Annotated in this window: 15 protein-coding genes and 1 pseudogene; 4 read left to right on the top strand and 12 right to left on the bottom strand. The window is 53.6% G+C overall.

What is annotated here, in order from left to right; translation table 11 throughout:
• Positions 1-14: 14 nt before the first annotated feature.
• The 7 genes from H581_RS34225 to H581_RS0116150 all read right to left on the bottom strand — a co-directional run bounded on the left by H581_RS34225 (position 15) and on the right by H581_RS0116150 (position 7,533).
• Complete coding sequence (locus tag H581_RS34225) at positions 15-458, bottom strand: nucleoside deaminase (RefSeq protein ID WP_245600050.1); 444 nt, start codon at positions 456-458, stop codon at positions 15-17.
• Positions 455-958, bottom strand: coding sequence for a (2Fe-2S)-binding protein (locus H581_RS0116120; RefSeq protein ID WP_051250845.1), 504 nt, complete (start codon positions 956-958; stop codon positions 455-457). The genes H581_RS34225 and H581_RS0116120 overlap by 4 nt, the downstream gene beginning before the upstream one ends.
• The gene (gene pucD, locus H581_RS0116125) at positions 955-3,243 is read right to left on the bottom strand and encodes a xanthine dehydrogenase subunit D (RefSeq protein ID WP_028610916.1); all 2,289 of its coding nucleotides are present in this window, start codon (positions 3,241-3,243) and stop codon (positions 955-957) included. Before pucD ends, H581_RS0116120 begins: the two co-directional genes overlap by 4 nt.
• 19 nt (positions 3,244-3,262) lie before the next feature.
• On the bottom strand, positions 3,263-4,171 hold the full coding sequence (locus H581_RS34230) for an FAD binding domain-containing protein (RefSeq protein WP_051250849.1): 909 nt from the start codon (positions 4,169-4,171) through the stop codon (positions 3,263-3,265).
• A gap of 313 nt (positions 4,172-4,484) precedes the next feature.
• Positions 4,485-5,123, bottom strand: coding sequence for an NTP transferase domain-containing protein (locus tag H581_RS36500; RefSeq protein WP_169507511.1), 639 nt, complete (start codon positions 5,121-5,123; stop codon positions 4,485-4,487).
• Complete coding sequence (locus H581_RS34240) at positions 5,005-6,141, bottom strand: XdhC family protein (protein WP_051250853.1); 1,137 nt, start codon at positions 6,139-6,141, stop codon at positions 5,005-5,007. The genes H581_RS36500 and H581_RS34240 overlap by 119 nt, the downstream gene beginning before the upstream one ends.
• Positions 6,142-6,207: 66 nt before the next feature.
• Positions 6,208-7,533, bottom strand: a complete 1,326-nt coding sequence (locus H581_RS0116150) for a 5'-deoxyadenosine deaminase (RefSeq protein ID WP_028610917.1) — start codon at positions 7,531-7,533, stop codon at positions 6,208-6,210.
• Positions 7,534-8,028: 495 nt separating this feature from the next.
• Between H581_RS0116150 and H581_RS0116155 the strand changes: the two genes are divergently transcribed.
• Positions 8,029-8,334 carry a hypothetical protein gene (locus H581_RS0116155; protein ID WP_028610918.1) on the top strand — a complete coding sequence of 102 codons (306 nt, stop codon included), beginning with the start codon at positions 8,029-8,031 and terminating at the stop codon, positions 8,332-8,334.
• Here the strand turns inward: H581_RS0116155 and H581_RS34245 are convergent.
• Both H581_RS34245 and H581_RS34250 read right to left on the bottom strand, forming a co-directional pair.
• Entirely contained in the window at positions 8,326-9,252 is a 927-nt protein-coding gene (locus H581_RS34245; RefSeq protein ID WP_051250855.1) for a serine hydrolase domain-containing protein, read from the bottom strand. The genes H581_RS0116155 and H581_RS34245 overlap by 9 nt on opposite strands.
• A 101-nt stretch (positions 9,253-9,353) precedes the next feature.
• Positions 9,354-9,608 carry a hypothetical protein gene (locus H581_RS34250; protein ID WP_036718704.1) on the bottom strand — a complete coding sequence of 85 codons (255 nt, stop codon included), beginning with the start codon at positions 9,606-9,608 and terminating at the stop codon, positions 9,354-9,356.
• Between the two features lie 206 nt (positions 9,609-9,814).
• Between H581_RS34250 and H581_RS0116170 the strand changes: the two genes are divergently transcribed.
• Positions 9,815-10,435, top strand: a complete 621-nt coding sequence (locus tag H581_RS0116170; protein ID WP_028610919.1) for a DedA family protein — start codon at positions 9,815-9,817, stop codon at positions 10,433-10,435.
• 155 nt (positions 10,436-10,590) lie between these two features.
• Here H581_RS0116170 and H581_RS0116175 read toward each other — a convergent pair whose 3' ends face one another.
• The gene (locus H581_RS0116175; RefSeq protein WP_342663414.1) at positions 10,591-10,866 is read right to left on the bottom strand and encodes a hypothetical protein; all 276 of its coding nucleotides are present in this window, start codon (positions 10,864-10,866) and stop codon (positions 10,591-10,593) included.
• Between the two features lie 25 nt (positions 10,867-10,891).
• A complete protein-coding gene (locus H581_RS0116180; protein ID WP_156889597.1) occupies positions 10,892-11,266 on the bottom strand; it encodes a DUF6376 family protein in 375 nt (124 codons plus the stop codon).
• A gap of 205 nt (positions 11,267-11,471) precedes the next feature.
• Here H581_RS0116180 and H581_RS0116185 point away from each other — a divergent pair, with 205 nt between their 5' ends.
• Positions 11,472-12,884: a hypothetical protein gene (locus tag H581_RS0116185; protein WP_028610922.1), complete on the top strand. Its 1,413-nt coding sequence runs from the start codon at positions 11,472-11,474 to the stop codon at positions 12,882-12,884.
• Positions 12,885-13,146: 262 nt separating this feature from the next.
• The gene (locus H581_RS0116190) at positions 13,147-13,440 is read left to right on the top strand and encodes a DUF3817 domain-containing protein (RefSeq protein WP_028610923.1); all 294 of its coding nucleotides are present in this window, start codon (positions 13,147-13,149) and stop codon (positions 13,438-13,440) included.
• Positions 13,441-13,514: 74 nt separating this feature from the next.
• On the opposite strand, the pseudogene H581_RS34255 reads toward H581_RS0116190, so the two are convergent.
• Positions 13,515-14,320 (bottom strand): annotated as a pseudogene (locus H581_RS34255) (undecaprenyl-diphosphate phosphatase).
• Positions 14,321-14,339: the final 19 nt, after the last annotated feature.

The raw sequence follows: 14,339 nt of genomic DNA on the forward strand, positions 1-14,339 counted from the left end.
CAACCGTCTCCGCTTCAACCTCCGGAAACGGCCCGATTACTTGAATAGACTTGCGCCCTTGCGCGAACACGGTGCGGCAGGGCAGGTCCAGCGTAGGATTGGTCGTCGTCGCCGGTCAATTCCGCCAGCCGCTTCTCCGATATGCCGTACACGACCGTGCCGACGTTTCCCCAATAAATCGAACCGGCGCACATCGCGCAGGGCTCCGCCGTCGTATATAGAACCGACCGCCACAGTTGTTCCTTCGTGTAACTCTTCGAGGCTTTCTCCATTAACGTGCGCTCGGCATGACCGGTGCAGTTGGATTCCGTAATCTCGATATTGCCTTGCTCGAGCACGATCTCCCCTTCCGCGTCGGCCAGAATCGCGCCGAATGGCGTATTACCTGACAGTCTCGCCATCCTGGATACTTCAATACAGCGTTTCAAATAGGAGATATGCGCCGCTCTCTCGCTCATGTTGCCAACCGCCTCTCTTCAATGGCCCGCTTTACGGACCGCCAGATGCCGCCGTACCCGGTGCACCTGCATATATTTCCGGATAACGCCTCCGCGATCTCATCCTCCGACGGATCCGGATGCTCATCCAGCAAAGCTTTAACCGCAATAACCATTCCCGGCGTGCAGTAGCCGCATTGAAAGCCACCCTCTTCAAGGAAAGCCTGTTGAATAGGATCAAGACCGCCGGCAGACACGCCTTCGATTGTCGTGATTTGTTTCCCGCTGCATTGATAAGCCATCGTTAAACAGGAGTTAACCGCCTTGCCGTCGACCAAAACCATGCAAGCCCCGCAGCGTCCGATCTCACAGGAGATTTTCGTACCCGTGAGCGCGAGATCATCCCTAAGAATCGTCAGCAGTCGGGTCGAAGGAGCGGCTGTAATTGTTCGATCAGTCCCGTTTACCGTGATCCGCAGCTCATCGTTCGATTGAATCCCGGAGGAAGGATGTTCGCTCATTCTTCATTCACCGCCCTTCTTATAAAAAACGGCGTTTCCTGCAGGAATCCTGGGACAACCGGCAGCTTCGCAACCCACTTGCCGCATGCTTGCCGGATTGCGGATGCAATTGCCGGAGCCAAGGTGACGGAACCGACCTCGCCAATGCCGCGCGGTCCGTACTCGTCATATTCCGGCAGATGCTCAATCGGCTCCACATCGATGCCGCCCCTCTGATCGGCGATCGTCGGGACGAGGTAAGTATCCAGATTCCGCGTCATATAATAGCCCTTCTCCATGACGGCATCCTCCATGATCGCGAAGCCGAGCGCCATGCTGCTCCCGCCCTCGATCTGACCCAGGAAGCCCTGCGGGTTCATCACCGGCCCGGCTGCCACTGCATGGTATTGCTGAAGCACCCTGACACGTCCCGTCAACGTGTTCACCTCCGCCTTCACGGCAACAGCCGAGTAGGTATACATAAAATGCGCGCCTACCCGATCGGTAGGCGATGTCGGGAACTGAAACGCCGTCTCGCAGCGAATCGGTTCTCCCTCCGCAGCCGCCAGCTCCCGATAGGTTAATAGAAGCTGACCGCCCGAGATCGCCCGAACGCCGCCTTCGCCCAGCCGAAGCCGATCGGCAGGAAGCTCCAGGAGCTTGCCGGCCCTCTCCAGCATTTGTTCCGTAAAAGGAGCCCGAAGCCGCTGCAGCGATTTCCACATCATCGCCGTTGCGCGGGAAGCGGTCGTCGAGCCGCTCTCCGGCACGACATCGGTATCGCCGATAATAATTCGGATATCCCCGGCCGCGAGCTGGAACTGCTCGATAAGCATAAGCTCGAGCGTGGCAATCAGCCCCTGGCCAAACTCCTCATAACCGAATACCGCTTCGATTTTCCCGTCGGCCGCCAGCTCTAACCGGCCGCCCGCCGGATCCGGAATGCCGACGCCCAGACCGGCGCCGTGCATCGTAAACGCGGCTCCGATGCCGGTCTTCACCCAAGGCCCGCCCGCGCCTTGACCTTCCGGCCGGACCGTTTCTCTCTCCTGCCATAGCGAGCAGCCGCTTATCGCATCCCATACTTGATCCGCGCCTTCCGTCATCGCAATGGGCTGCTCGAACGGTCCCGGATCTTCCGGCTTCCGCATATTCAGCTTGCGGAAAGCCCACGGATCCATGGCGATTCGTTCAGCCAGCCGATCCATTTGCCCCTCCAAGGCGAAGATCGCCTGATTGCCGCCGAAGCCGCGGAATTCGCCCGACATGCCGTTGTTCGTAAATACCGATACGCCCTTTACATCCAGATGCCCATACCGGTAAGGACCGATCACATGCTCCGTGGCGAAATTCAGCACTTCGGCGCTAAGCGTGGAGTAAGGTCCCGAATCGGAAACGATGCTTACCTGATGGGCGACCAGCTTGCCGGCCGCGTCAATCCCTGTCTTCATCGCGATCTTCATCGGATGCCGTTTCAAGCCGGCGCGCACCGACTCCCATCTCGAATTGTGCAGCTTAACCGGCCGTCCGGTGTACAGCGCCAGCAGAGCGCCGTACGGCTGTACATTCAGTTCATCCTTGCCGCCGAACGACCCGCCGATCGGGCTCGATACGATCCGGATATCCTCCTGCGGGATGTCCAAAATGCGGGACAGCTGCATGCGATCCATATATCCGTGCTGCGTCGGGGAGTACACGGTCAGCCTGCGGTCCTCCCCGGGGACAAACAATCCGCCTTCGGTTTCCATATAGGTGTGCATTTGACGAGGCGTCGCATAAACCTCTTCCACGATATGCGCGCAATGCTTAAAGCCTTCTTCGATATCGCCTCTTGCGAAGGACGTGCGGTGCATCGCATTCCCCTTCGGATGCAGCAGCGGCGCGTCAGCCAGAAGCGCTTGCTCCGGATCGTCCACCGCCGGCAATATGTCGTAATCCACCTCGATCATCTCGAGAGCCAGCCTGGCGGCCGCGAGCGATTCCGCGGCTACGGTCGCGACCGCATCGCCGACGTACCTGACGCGGTCCTCGCACAACACGGGCTGGTCCGGATGCGCAATGCCGAAAGCGTTGAGGCCCGGTACGTCCAGAAACGTCAGCACCGCGCGGACACCCTTCAGCTGCTTGGCTTTATCCGTGTGGATCGACCGGATGCGCGCATGCGGATACGCGCTTCTCAGCACAAGGCCATACAGCATGTCGTCGCTGGTCATATCCGTCAAATAAGCGAGTGAACCGGTCACTTTACCCGGCCCGTCAGGCCGAATCCGCCATCTTCCTCCGCTTCCGGCACGATTTAACAGCATACCCTTCACCCCTCCTGCCTTATGTTACGCTGCTTGCCGCTTTCCACAATTCGGTTACGATCACATTCGCAGCCGTCTGCTTGCGGTATGCAGCGGATGCAAATACATCTTCTCTCGGTGCGTATAACGTCATCATTCGTTCATATAAGTGCGTTAGGAGCTGTTCGTCTACCGGCAGTCCGATAATCTCCCTTTCCGCTTCGATTAATCTTCTCGGAACGGTCTGACCGCCGCCCGCCGCAATCTGAATAGCGTCGATCGTCCCTGCTCCGCTAAGCCATCCGCTTACAGCGGCCGTGACGACCGACGGCGTAAACGCTTCGCGGCGGCCGATCTTATGATAAGCGCAAAAACGCCTTGTCTTCGCATTCATATCGTCTTGACGGACTTGAAACGGCAGCTTGATATGGAGAAGCAGCCGGTCATTCCGGTAGCCCGGCTGCATTGCCGCCTGCAGCCAATCCGACAATTCCTCCTGCTGCGTCCCTGCACCCGAGTACCACACAAGCGCGGCATCATATGCCAGCAAGGCAGTGATCGAATCTCCTACGAGCGAGGCGACGTTCCCGCCGATCGTGGCCTGGTTGCGGACGGATGGCGCCGCAACCTGCCGGACGGCTTCCGTCACCATCGGGAAGCTTCGCTGCAGCAGCGCATGAGTACGGCAGGCCTGCAGCGTCGTTAGAGAGCCTACGATTAGACCGCTTTCGCCGACTCGTATGTCATTCAATCCGCTAATGCCGCTCAGGTTTATCAAATGCAGGGGCACCGGGGCGGTTCCTGTCTCCCATTGGGTTCGTAGCAGCGTCACTCCTGCAGCATAGACGCTTTCTGTACCGTAGGTCTGTTTGAACTGCCAGGCTTCTTCTGCCGTATGCGGATGCCATACATGAGGAGACGACATGGTCTCCCGTACGTTCATGCCCATCGTTCCCGCCTCCCCGTTTCGTCAAAAACGTTGTTCCCGAACATACGGAACGCCAAGCGATTCGGGCGATCCGGCCGGTTTATTGCGATTGCGCCAGCCAAGAAACATGAGTACAAGTATCGTAACGATATAAGGAATCATTTTTAAAAAGTAGGAAGGAATGTCGCTTCCTATTAATTGTATGCGAAAGCCGAGCATATCTAGAGCACCGAAGAAATAAGCGCACAGCAGCGCGCGAATCGGGTTTAGAGAGTTGTTGAGATTTTCTGCATCTTGCACAAAAAAATCGAATTAATGTCAATTTTATTAACATTCAATTCGATTGGTTCTTCGTTATTCCGCCCAAATACAATTTTTTGGCCAACTCGAAATCCGCCGGCGTATCGATATCGACTAAGCTGCAAGGTTTCGGCACAGGCAATCCGACGCCGCGATACCGGGGCAACCGGAAAAGTCCCCGGGCACCCGAATCGCCGTCCAGTTGAAGAAGATCGCCGAACATAGACCGGGTTAACAGAGCTGGAGGCATCAGCACAGCTTCTCCTCCTGCCTGCGTTATTAAAGACGAGGCCACAAAATCCAAATGAGTATGCTTACGCCAATAATCCGTAAGCCCGCTAACCATCTCCGCCGTCACGAACGGCTGGTCGGCCAGCGCTATGACGACCGCATCAAGCTTAGGTCGTGACGCCAGCAACGCTTGCATGCCGCTGCGGATGGAGAACGACATCCCGCGGGACGACTCCTCGCTTACAACGAGATGAACAGGAGGAATGTTCTCCCGTTGATGATCCGCGTCCTCCTCCATCCGTGATGAGAGCCACTCTGCCGGATCATCCGGATGCACAACTATCGCTATTTCCGCAAGAGGGCTGGACAATAGGGCGCGCAGCGCCAAGCTGGCGAGCGGCCTGCCTGTCGACAGCTGCAGCGACTGCTTGCGCGTTCCCATCCTTACGCTCTGTCCAGCCGCCAGATACAGACCCGAAATCTCCATCTCTCACCGCCTTTCCCAGAGGCTTCGCTTGAAGTCCCGCCCGTACGGATACGAGCTCCGCCGCGATGCTGACCGCGATCTCATACGGGCCGTCCGCCCCGATCGGAAGTCCGATCGGGGCTCTCACGTTAGACGGAATAAGAAAAGTCTCGAACAGCATCCGTATCCGCTTCTTCGAGCCCAGTACCCCGATATAAGCCAGCTGGAGCGGGAGAGCAAGCCGAATCATCTCTTTATCCTGCTGAAGATGATGGCTGCACACAATTAAATAATCCTTGGAGCATAACCCAAGGTTCTCCGCGATTTGTCCGGGAGAGCCCAAGAAGCATTCCGCTTCCGGATAAAGTTTCCGAGAGCAAAGCTCGGGACGCCAATCCGCCACCACGACAAGAAATCCGACCTGCTTCGCCAGCGGACTGATCGCTCCGGCATCGCGCCCGGCGCCGAATAGGACAAGCCGCGGTTTTGGCTGAAGCTTTACCGCCAGTATGGTCCCGGAAGCTTCGCGAGCAGCTGCGGCTTCAGGAAGCTCTCCCGCGTAACACTCGTCAGCCGCAAGAGAATAAGCCATTGTCCCGCCGCTCCAGTTCCGTTCCAGCCAAATGGACTCTCCGGAAGCCGTGCGCTTAGCTGCCTCGAGAAGCAAGCTGCGCAGCACGCCGATTACCGGCTCCAGCAGCAGCTTGATTTTGCCGCCGCAGCCAACGGCTTCCCCCCATATGACATCTTCATCCGGATCCATATTGTAATCGATAAGAGAATAGCTGCCAGAATTCCACACCTCAGGCGCCCGCTCGATTACATCCTGCTCCAGGCAGCCGGGGCTAATCGCGCCGACCTGCCCGCCGCTCAGCTTGATGAGCATAACCGCCCCGGTCTTGCGGTAGGAATGACCATCCACGCCAACAATTGTCGCCAGAACACACGGCTGATCATCCGCATTCACCGCTGCCAGCACTTCATGCATATCCATCGCCGTCCCTCCTTAAAACCTTAGCCATTCTTCGGCACAAATCCGCCATCCGCCATACCCGGCGCCTTAAAGTCTCTCCACCAGCCTCCGCAAGGAACGGTCCGCTTCCTTAAGCACAATCCGTTTGTCCACGGTTTTCACTATTTTGTTCTCCATTACGATCTGCCCGTCGATAATAACGGTATCGACATCGCCCCGCGTCGCCGCGTATACAATCCTTGAGTGCCAATCCGCATCAAATGAAGGATAGACGTGAAAATCCTCCAAATCGAGCAGCTGCAAATCCGCCAGCTTGCCGATTTCGACGCTGCCGATCTCATTCTCCAGGCCCAGCACCCGCGCGCCTCCCATCGTCGCCATCCGAAGCACCGTCCTGGCGTTCATTACCGTGGGGCCATGTTTCACCTTCTGCATGTAAGCGGTCAGCCGCATTTCCTGAAACATATCCAGGTTGTTATTGCAAGGCGCGCCATCCGCCCCGATACCGACATCGATCCCCTGCTCCAGCAGCAGCGGAATCTCCGCGACGCCCGAAGCAAGCTTCAGGTTAGACCCCGGGCAGTGCGTCACTTTCACGCCGCGCTCGCGTATAATCCGTTTCTCTTCTTCGTCCAGCCATATGCTGTGCGCGAGAACCAGATTCGGCCTCGCGAGACCGATATGATCGAGATACACGACGTTGCGCATGCCGCGCTCCGCTTCGACCATCGCAATTTCCCCCAGATTTTCCGAGGCATGGGTATGCACCATAACGCCGTATTCGGCGGACAAATCGCGGACTCCGATCAACAGCTCCTCCGTGCAGGAGACGACAAAACGCGGACAAAAGGCGTATTGAATGCGGCCGCCTGCCGCTCCATGCCATTTTTCCAGCAAATCGACGCTGTCCTGAAGAGATTTTTGCGTATCTTCCTGAAGAGCGAGCGGCACCTCCGTCCCATGATCCATCATGACCTTGCCGGATAAAGCCCGGATGCCGCTTTCTTTAATCGCCTGGAAGGCGGATTCCGTATAATTCACTGTCTCCATGTCCAAAATCGTCGTCGTGCCGCTGCGGATCAGCTCGCCAATCCCCAGCATGGCGGAATAATAGACGGAATCCTCGCTGTGCGCCGCTTCAAGCGGCCAGATCCGCTCCTTCAACCATTCGATGAGCGATAAGTCGTCCGCTCTGCCCCGAAATAACGTTTGGCACAAATGAATATGCGTTTGCACGAAACCCGGCAGCAGCACCTTGCCGCCGGCATCTATTTCCCGGTCGGCACCGCTGATGTCTAATTTTTCGCCCATTTGACGAATACGGTTGTTTTCAATCCAAACATCGCCCTTGAAAATATGATTCTGCGCATTCATCGTCATAACAACGGCGTTGCGAATAAGTATGCCAGCCATTACCCTATTCCCCCTCGTAACAACCATTTCCCCTTACCAACAGCATATGCTTCAGCTAGAAGTGCAGGATGAAGAAAGTATTCAATTAGTAAGAAAATTCAGACTTTAGTAAACAAAGAGATTGGAATACGAGTTCGCTTGCCAACCGCGCCCTAACCCAACAAGTTTATCCGAGCCAATCAATCGGAAAGGAATTCCACTCATTTCCTTTCGTTGTGTAAGTTTAACTAACATCATAATGCAGATTATGACGTTAGGCAATACGTTTCACTAAATTTTTTATTTGATTTGCCACAAACCTCGCCTCAATCTAACATGAATAAATTATTTTACGCGACTTCCTTATTCAAACCGTTGCCTATCAACGTAAGAATGATTTTGCTCTCGCAGCGATGGAGCTGATGTCAATCATTTATTCAACTTGTCTAGAAATGTGGATAACCCGTAGGAACATATAAATAGAAGAAATGGATTAAGGACCACAAGGAGATGATCATGAATTATTTCTGGAGATTTGTTATCATCCTGACCCTGTTTCTTTTTATACTGCCGGCCATTCTCTTCTCGGTTCTCGTCTTGGGGCTGACGGATTCGTCGAGATCAGGAACGGCGATGTTCGTCACCTCTCTGATTCTTATGATCGTGGTCTATTTATTCGATCGAAACATACGCCCTCCTCATAGAGGCAAAAAAAACGGTTTTCACCCTATTCCCCCGTCGCTAAGCGAGTTGTACCAGGAAATCATCTCCAAGGAAGGTGGAAAAGAGGATAGTTGGGGCGAAGACGATCAATCACGTTAAGGCCGGGATTATGTGTTCAAAAATGAGGCGGCGGGACAACATCGCGTCGTTGCGCTTCGTCACCTGCTTGCGTATGACGATGACGAGCTCATGCTCGGGCGAGACGAGTAAGTATTGCCCTCCATGGCCAAAAGCGAAGTAACAGTCGGCATGACCGTTATGTTCCTTCGGCGAATGCCACCAGTGGTAGCCGTAGCCGCCATAAATCGGCGGTTCATATTGAAGAAGGCCGCGATGATGGAGCTTTGTCGATTGCGCAACCCAATCCGGGGAGATCAGCTGCCGGGCTCCATAGCTCCCCTGCTGCGCGTACAATAGGCCAATCTTGGCAAGATCGCTGGCGTACAAGTAAAGCCCGGTACCGCCTTCGTTCACTCCGCTGCGCTCCGTCCATCTGGCCGCGCGGAATTGCAGCGGGCCGAACAAGTTCTCTTTGGCATACTGAAGCGCAGATTTCCCCGCAGCCTTCGTCAATATCGCGGACAGCAGATGAGATCCGCCCGAGTTGTAAGCAAAAGCCGTTCCCGGCTCCGAAATGAGCGGCCGCTCGAATACGAATCGCACCGGATCGTCGGATGCCCTGAACGGCTTATAGGGCTTATCGAAGTCCGGCCAGTCGAAACCGGGCGTCATCGTAAGCAGATGGGCGATGTTAATCCGGCTGAGAGCCTCGCCCAATTCGGGCGGGTGCTCCAGGAAATCAGTGATCGGCTGATTGATACCGCTCAAATCACCCCGCTCCAGCGCTATTCCGATTAAAGCGGACAAGATGCTCTTCGTACACGAATAGAGCGGTCCGATCGTGTCTTTGCCGCGCTCATGCCATTCCGCAACGAGCCGCCCTTCCTTGTGGACAAGCACTGATTTCATTTTCCAATCCGTCAGCTGCCGTTGCCAGTTTGCTAGAACCAGTCGCATCACTCGCCTGTCCTCCTTATACAGCATTTGTACGGTAAACATGCACTGTATCTTGTATCTTCTATTATGATCGGCGCAATTGTGAAATATTAAGATAGCTGTCAGAAGGATGCCGATTGTTTCAAGCCATTTCTCATTTTCCGGTTTAACGACTCCTTCGTACATAAACGAAGCACATAACGCGGCTTGCCCTCATCCGTCTCCTGCAAGAACGCTTGATCGGCAAACAGCAGAAGAAGCGCTTGTTCCGCGGCTTTGCATGCCTCCGCTTCATCGTGAAGAAGGGACACGCAAATGGTATAACACAGCGATTCGTACCGCCTGAGGATCTCAACTTTTTTCTGGAAATCAAGCATAAGGATAGCCGCCTTTCATCAAGCATTAAAGCCCATCCTCTATTGTATCCGCAGGACAAAACGAAATAGTTACGAATTGGTTAAAGTATGAATCCTTCTTGCTTCCGCCGCGTAAGAATGGTATCCATGATGAAAGGATTATGATATTCTAGTCATTGAGCTTTTGAAGGATTTTCAAATCATTGGAAAGTTAGGATGTTGCACCTATGTATGATATCTTATTAAACATTATAGAGGAAATCGGCTACTTCGCCTTATTTCTGGTTTTGTGTCTCGGGCTGATCGGATTGCCGATACCGAATGAAGCGGTTGTCATGACAGGCGGCGCCTTGGCGGAATCCGGCGTTCTGCTTCCCGTACCCGCCTTCATTATGACCTGTCTCGGCATTTGCTCGGCCATGACCTTCGGTTACAGCATCGGCAGATTTGCGGGCAGCAAATTATCGGAATGGTTCCGGAGCAAAAAAAATATAGCCGCGTTCGTTGCCAAATCCGAGCAGCTCAGCGAGCGGTACGGCGGCTACGCGTTAAGCATCAGCTTATGCCTTCCTTTTCTGAGACATGTAACGCCATACGTGATGGGCTTGAACAAGATGCCCTACAGACGATTCGCCCTTTTCGCCTACCCGTCCGCATTCGTTTGGACGCTCATCTATTTCATCGTCGGCTCATTCGTCGGAGATAAGGTTCAGATGCTGGCAAATGACATCTATAAATACGGCATATGGGTCGTATATGCATTAATTGCCGCTGTTCTCGGATTTATTGCCTTCAGATTTTGGAGAAAAAGAACGCAGAAGGATGAAAAAATTGAAAGTACCATGTAAATTCTAATCTCGGGCTTTAAACTCATCCTCTTTTATTTTCCCGATTCACCTAAAATCATCCTAAAACAACCAGCCGCAATAGTAAATGGGCATTCCCGGAAGGTCGCCGACCTCATGAGAATGCCCTTTTTTATTGCTTTACGAAACCTATGCGTTTACACTTGCTTCTCAAGCTTCGCTTGTGCCGTTTCGACTAAAAAATCAAACAATTCGTCGTCTTCCTCAATGATGTCCTCGAGCGCCAGCAGCTGCTCCTCCTGGCCTGACTCGTGCAGGAAAAACAATCCGTAGCCCCATTCATTGCCCTTCTTGCTGTGCAGCGTTATTTCATATTCATTCACGTGGCCCTCGACGCCGAATTGAACTTTGCCGACGTATCCGTCTTCCTTCGAATACGTCATGGATGCATCCCGTACATTGACGTTAATCACGTTATTCTTCCTTCCTGTTCGTTGGTTACGGTGCGAGCTGGTTGATCTGGCTTAGCAGCTCGTTAATTTTGTTGATCGTATCCGGAATTCCCGTCGACTCGAAGACGGCTCTTCCCTGTTCGATATTCGTTAGCGCCTGATCCAGTCCTTGCTGCAGCGTTTCGTTATAGGCAGTGACCGATTCATGAAGCTCCTTCGCATAATCCGGTACTTGAAGCGCTTCGTACTGAGTCACTTGTTCCTTTAGGGCAAGAAGCCTTTCTTTCAGGTCGGTCCGAGCATCGAGATCATTCATCGCCTGCTCTGCAAGAGCGTTCATATCTTGACCGAAGTCCGTCAACGATTGAAGGTAATTCGTCGTTTCGGTAGCAAAATTTACCGTTTGTCCCACTTGATCCATAATACCACAGCCAGATGTAAGAAGCATTATGGAGAGTAACAGCATGGATACGCTTTTCCTTATCATTTTACCACTCCTCATTTCATTGCATTCATCTTCATATGGTCTGTTCACCGAGGCGAACGCCTATCCTGCCTTTGGCATACATTACTATACGGCACCGGTTATTGACTGGTTTCGTGTATGTCACAAGGAGATGATCGAGATGGTTGTTGAATTATCGGCTCTTCACTGGATTTATTTAGGTTTCATTCTTGCCATAATTGGCTTTATGCTGATGCGGCGCGATACGACACTCATTTGTATCGCGGGAATTTTAGGAATCGGGATCCTCGCGACCACATCTGCCAGCGGATCCGTCAGCGGTATTTTCAACAGCTTTATTTATGCCATTAAAGAACTGCTGGGTACGATCTTAATTATTTCCATCATCGTCGCCATGAGCCGCGTGCTCATTCGGACAGGTATAAACGAATTGATGATTTCTCCCTTCACCCGTTTCCTCAGAACGCCAGCGCTTGCTTTCTGGGGGATCGGTCTCATTATGATGGTCACCTCCTGGTTCTTCTGGCCTTCACCGGGCGTCGCGCTCATAGGAGCCGTACTGCTTCCGGTTGCGATCCGAGTAGGCCTGCCCGCGCTCGGCGCGGCTGTCGCCATGAATCTCTTCGGTCACGGCATCGCCTTATCCGGCGATTATATTATTCAGGGCGCGCCTAAGCTGACGGCTGATGCGGCAGGCATTCCGGTGAGCGAAGTCATGCAGGCCAGCATCCCGCTCGTCATTGTCATGGGGGTAGTCACGACGACAACCGCTTTCTGGATGATGCGCCGCGACCAGAAGCTTGGCACCTGGAAGGACGGTTTAATTGCATCAACCCATAACACCGGTCAAGCGTTTGATTCGGAAGCGAGTGCCGATCGCAACGCTTTATCGCCCGTCACGAAGCGGTGGCTCGCCGTCCTAATTCCGATCCTGTTTGCCTTGGACGTTGTGGCCATGTTCGTTCTTGATCTGCAGGGCGGGGATGCGACTGCTCTTATCGGCGGCACAGCCATTCTCATTATGCTGCTCATTACGATGCTCACGCACCGCGGCAAAGGCTTTGAGAAAACGACCAATTATTTGATCGAAGGCTTCCTGTTCGGCTTCCGGGTATTCGGTCCGGTCATCCCGATCGCCGCATTCTTTTACCTTGGAGACTCCGGGTTTCTAGCCATGTTCGGCGAGAAGCTGCCGGAAGCTTCGCTTGGTATCGTCAATGATCTGGGCGTCGCTCTGGCGAATGTCGTGCCCGTGAACGGCGTAGTCGGCTCTATCACGCTTACCGTTGTCGGTGCCGTTACCGGCCTTGACGGCTCGGGCTTCTCCGGCATCTCGCTCGCAGGCTCGATCGCTCAATTGTTCGGGCATGCGATCGGTTCAGGCCTCGCGACCCTTACAGCTCTTGGTCAAGTAGCTGCTATTTGGGTAGGCGGCGGCACCATTATCCCTTGGGCGCTCATCCCCGCTGCGGCGATTTGCGGAGTCGATCCGTTCGAGCTCGCCCGCCGAAATTTGAAGCCGGTGCTCATCGGGCTCGTCGTTACGACGATTGTCGCTATGTTCTTGATTTAAAAGACAAAGCCTGTTAAACGCTTTTATTTGTAATAAGAACGGGGTCCGCTGCAGCTAAAGCTTGTTGGCAGATCCCGTCTTGCGGTCGAGATCGTTCAAGGCGCCGCCTATCATACATACATTCACGGCTTTGTTTCCTTTAAAATCGCAAATAGATCCTAAATGTTCACAAATCGGTGGGACAAGCAGGCGAAGAAGTCGTAAAATGATGGATGACGGGCTTGGTCCCATTCAGCACTTCATAGACTTAGGAGGTTATTAAATGTTGAAAACCCCAATAGGCAGGCTTCGTTTCGTCGGGTTGCTGGAAGGACTTTCGTTCCTCCTCCTGCTCCTTATCGCGATGCCGCTCAAATATTGGGCGGACATCCCGGAGGCTGTCATGATTACAGGCAGCTTGCACGGGCTGCTGTTCGTCCTCTATATGCTGGCCGGCCTTCATGTATGGATCGTTCACCGCTGGTCGATCGGCAAGGCCGCACTCGCCTTTATCGCCGCTTTCATCCCGTTCGGCCCGTTCATCCTGGACCGCAAGCTGCTAAGGAACGAGACCTAAAGTCTATCATTTGAACAGCTTGTATGCCTTCTACGCTGACAAAACGGACCCGCAGCAAATGCGGGTCCTATTCCTTACAATATAATAAAATAAAAAAGTGCGGCAAGCGCAAACCGGTAATAGGCGAACCAGGAAAGCTTGATTTTTTTCATCAAATTAATAAACGTGACGACTGCAATCATGGCAACGATAAATGCGGCTATCAAGCCGACTAGAAACAAAGGCAAATCATCGTCAGGTATTCACGGCTTTGGAGCAGGTCAACGCCGCTTGCTCCGGCCATGATCGGCACCGATACGATAAAAGTAAATTCTGCCGCAGCCTTCTGGCTGGCGCCGAACAGCATCCCTCCGGAGATCGTTGAACCGGAACGGGAGAATCCCGGCCATAAGGCAAGCACCTGGAAGCAGCCAACCGCAAAAGCCTGCTTATAGGTGATATCATCCAGCTCCTCGGCGACCGGTTTCTTCTTCACCCTGTCTGCGATAATCATAAGGATGCCTCCGGCGACAAGTCCAATCAGGACGGTTTGAGGAACGAATAAATACTTCTTGATGACACTGTGCAAAAGCACGGCGCATACGCCGGCAGGAATCATCGCAAGTAGAATATGTAAGGCATTGAGACCGGAGCCTTTGCCAATCTTGAAATTAAGCAGACTCGCAAACCGCTGCCGGTATAACACAAGTACGGCAAGCACCGCCCCGAATTGAATGACCACCTCGAACGTCTTTGCCCGGTCGCCCGTAAAGTTCAACAGCTCCGCCGTCAATATCAAATGTCCGGTTGACGAAACGGGCAAAAATTCCGTCAATCCCTCCACAATGCCCATAATAATGGCATTTATTACATCCTCCAACGCCCCACTTCCCTTCTTCATCCGATTAAATAATGGCTCC

The sequence above is a fragment of the Paenibacillus harenae DSM 16969 genome (genome assembly GCF_000422465.1).
GTDB classification, from domain to species: Bacteria; Bacillota; Bacilli; order Paenibacillales; family Paenibacillaceae; genus Pristimantibacillus; species Pristimantibacillus harenae.

Excerpts from the sequence above, each read along its gene's own strand:
- H581_RS34225 (WP_245600050.1), bottom strand. The coding sequence starts at position 458 with ATGAGCGAGAGAGCGGCGCATATCTCCTATTTGAAACGCTGTATTGAA.
- H581_RS0116120 (WP_051250845.1), bottom strand. The coding sequence starts at position 958 with ATGAGCGAACATCCTTCCTCCGGGATTCAATCGAACGATGAGCTGCGG.
- pucD (WP_028610916.1), bottom strand. The coding sequence starts at position 3,243 with ATGCTGTTAAATCGTGCCGGAAGCGGAGGAAGATGGCGGATTCGGCCT.
- H581_RS34230 (WP_051250849.1), bottom strand. The coding sequence starts at position 4,171 with ATGGGCATGAACGTACGGGAGACCATGTCGTCTCCTCATGTATGGCAT.
- H581_RS36500 (WP_169507511.1), bottom strand. The coding sequence starts at position 5,123 with ATGGGAACGCGCAAGCAGTCGCTGCAGCTGTCGACAGGCAGGCCGCTC.
- H581_RS34240 (WP_051250853.1), bottom strand. The coding sequence starts at position 6,141 with ATGGATATGCATGAAGTGCTGGCAGCGGTGAATGCGGATGATCAGCCG.
- H581_RS0116150 (WP_028610917.1), bottom strand. The coding sequence starts at position 7,533 with ATGGCTGGCATACTTATTCGCAACGCCGTTGTTATGACGATGAATGCG.
- H581_RS0116155 (WP_028610918.1), top strand. The coding sequence starts at position 8,029 with ATGAATTATTTCTGGAGATTTGTTATCATCCTGACCCTGTTTCTTTTT.
- H581_RS34245 (WP_051250855.1), bottom strand. The coding sequence starts at position 9,252 with ATGCGACTGGTTCTAGCAAACTGGCAACGGCAGCTGACGGATTGGAAA.
- H581_RS34250 (WP_036718704.1), bottom strand. The coding sequence starts at position 9,608 with ATGCTTGATTTCCAGAAAAAAGTTGAGATCCTCAGGCGGTACGAATCG.
- H581_RS0116170 (WP_028610919.1), top strand. The coding sequence starts at position 9,815 with ATGTATGATATCTTATTAAACATTATAGAGGAAATCGGCTACTTCGCC.
- H581_RS0116180 (WP_156889597.1), bottom strand. The coding sequence starts at position 11,266 with ATGGATCAAGTGGGACAAACGGTAAATTTTGCTACCGAAACGACGAAT.
- H581_RS0116185 (WP_028610922.1), top strand. The coding sequence starts at position 11,472 with ATGGTTGTTGAATTATCGGCTCTTCACTGGATTTATTTAGGTTTCATT.
- H581_RS0116190 (WP_028610923.1), top strand. The coding sequence starts at position 13,147 with ATGTTGAAAACCCCAATAGGCAGGCTTCGTTTCGTCGGGTTGCTGGAA.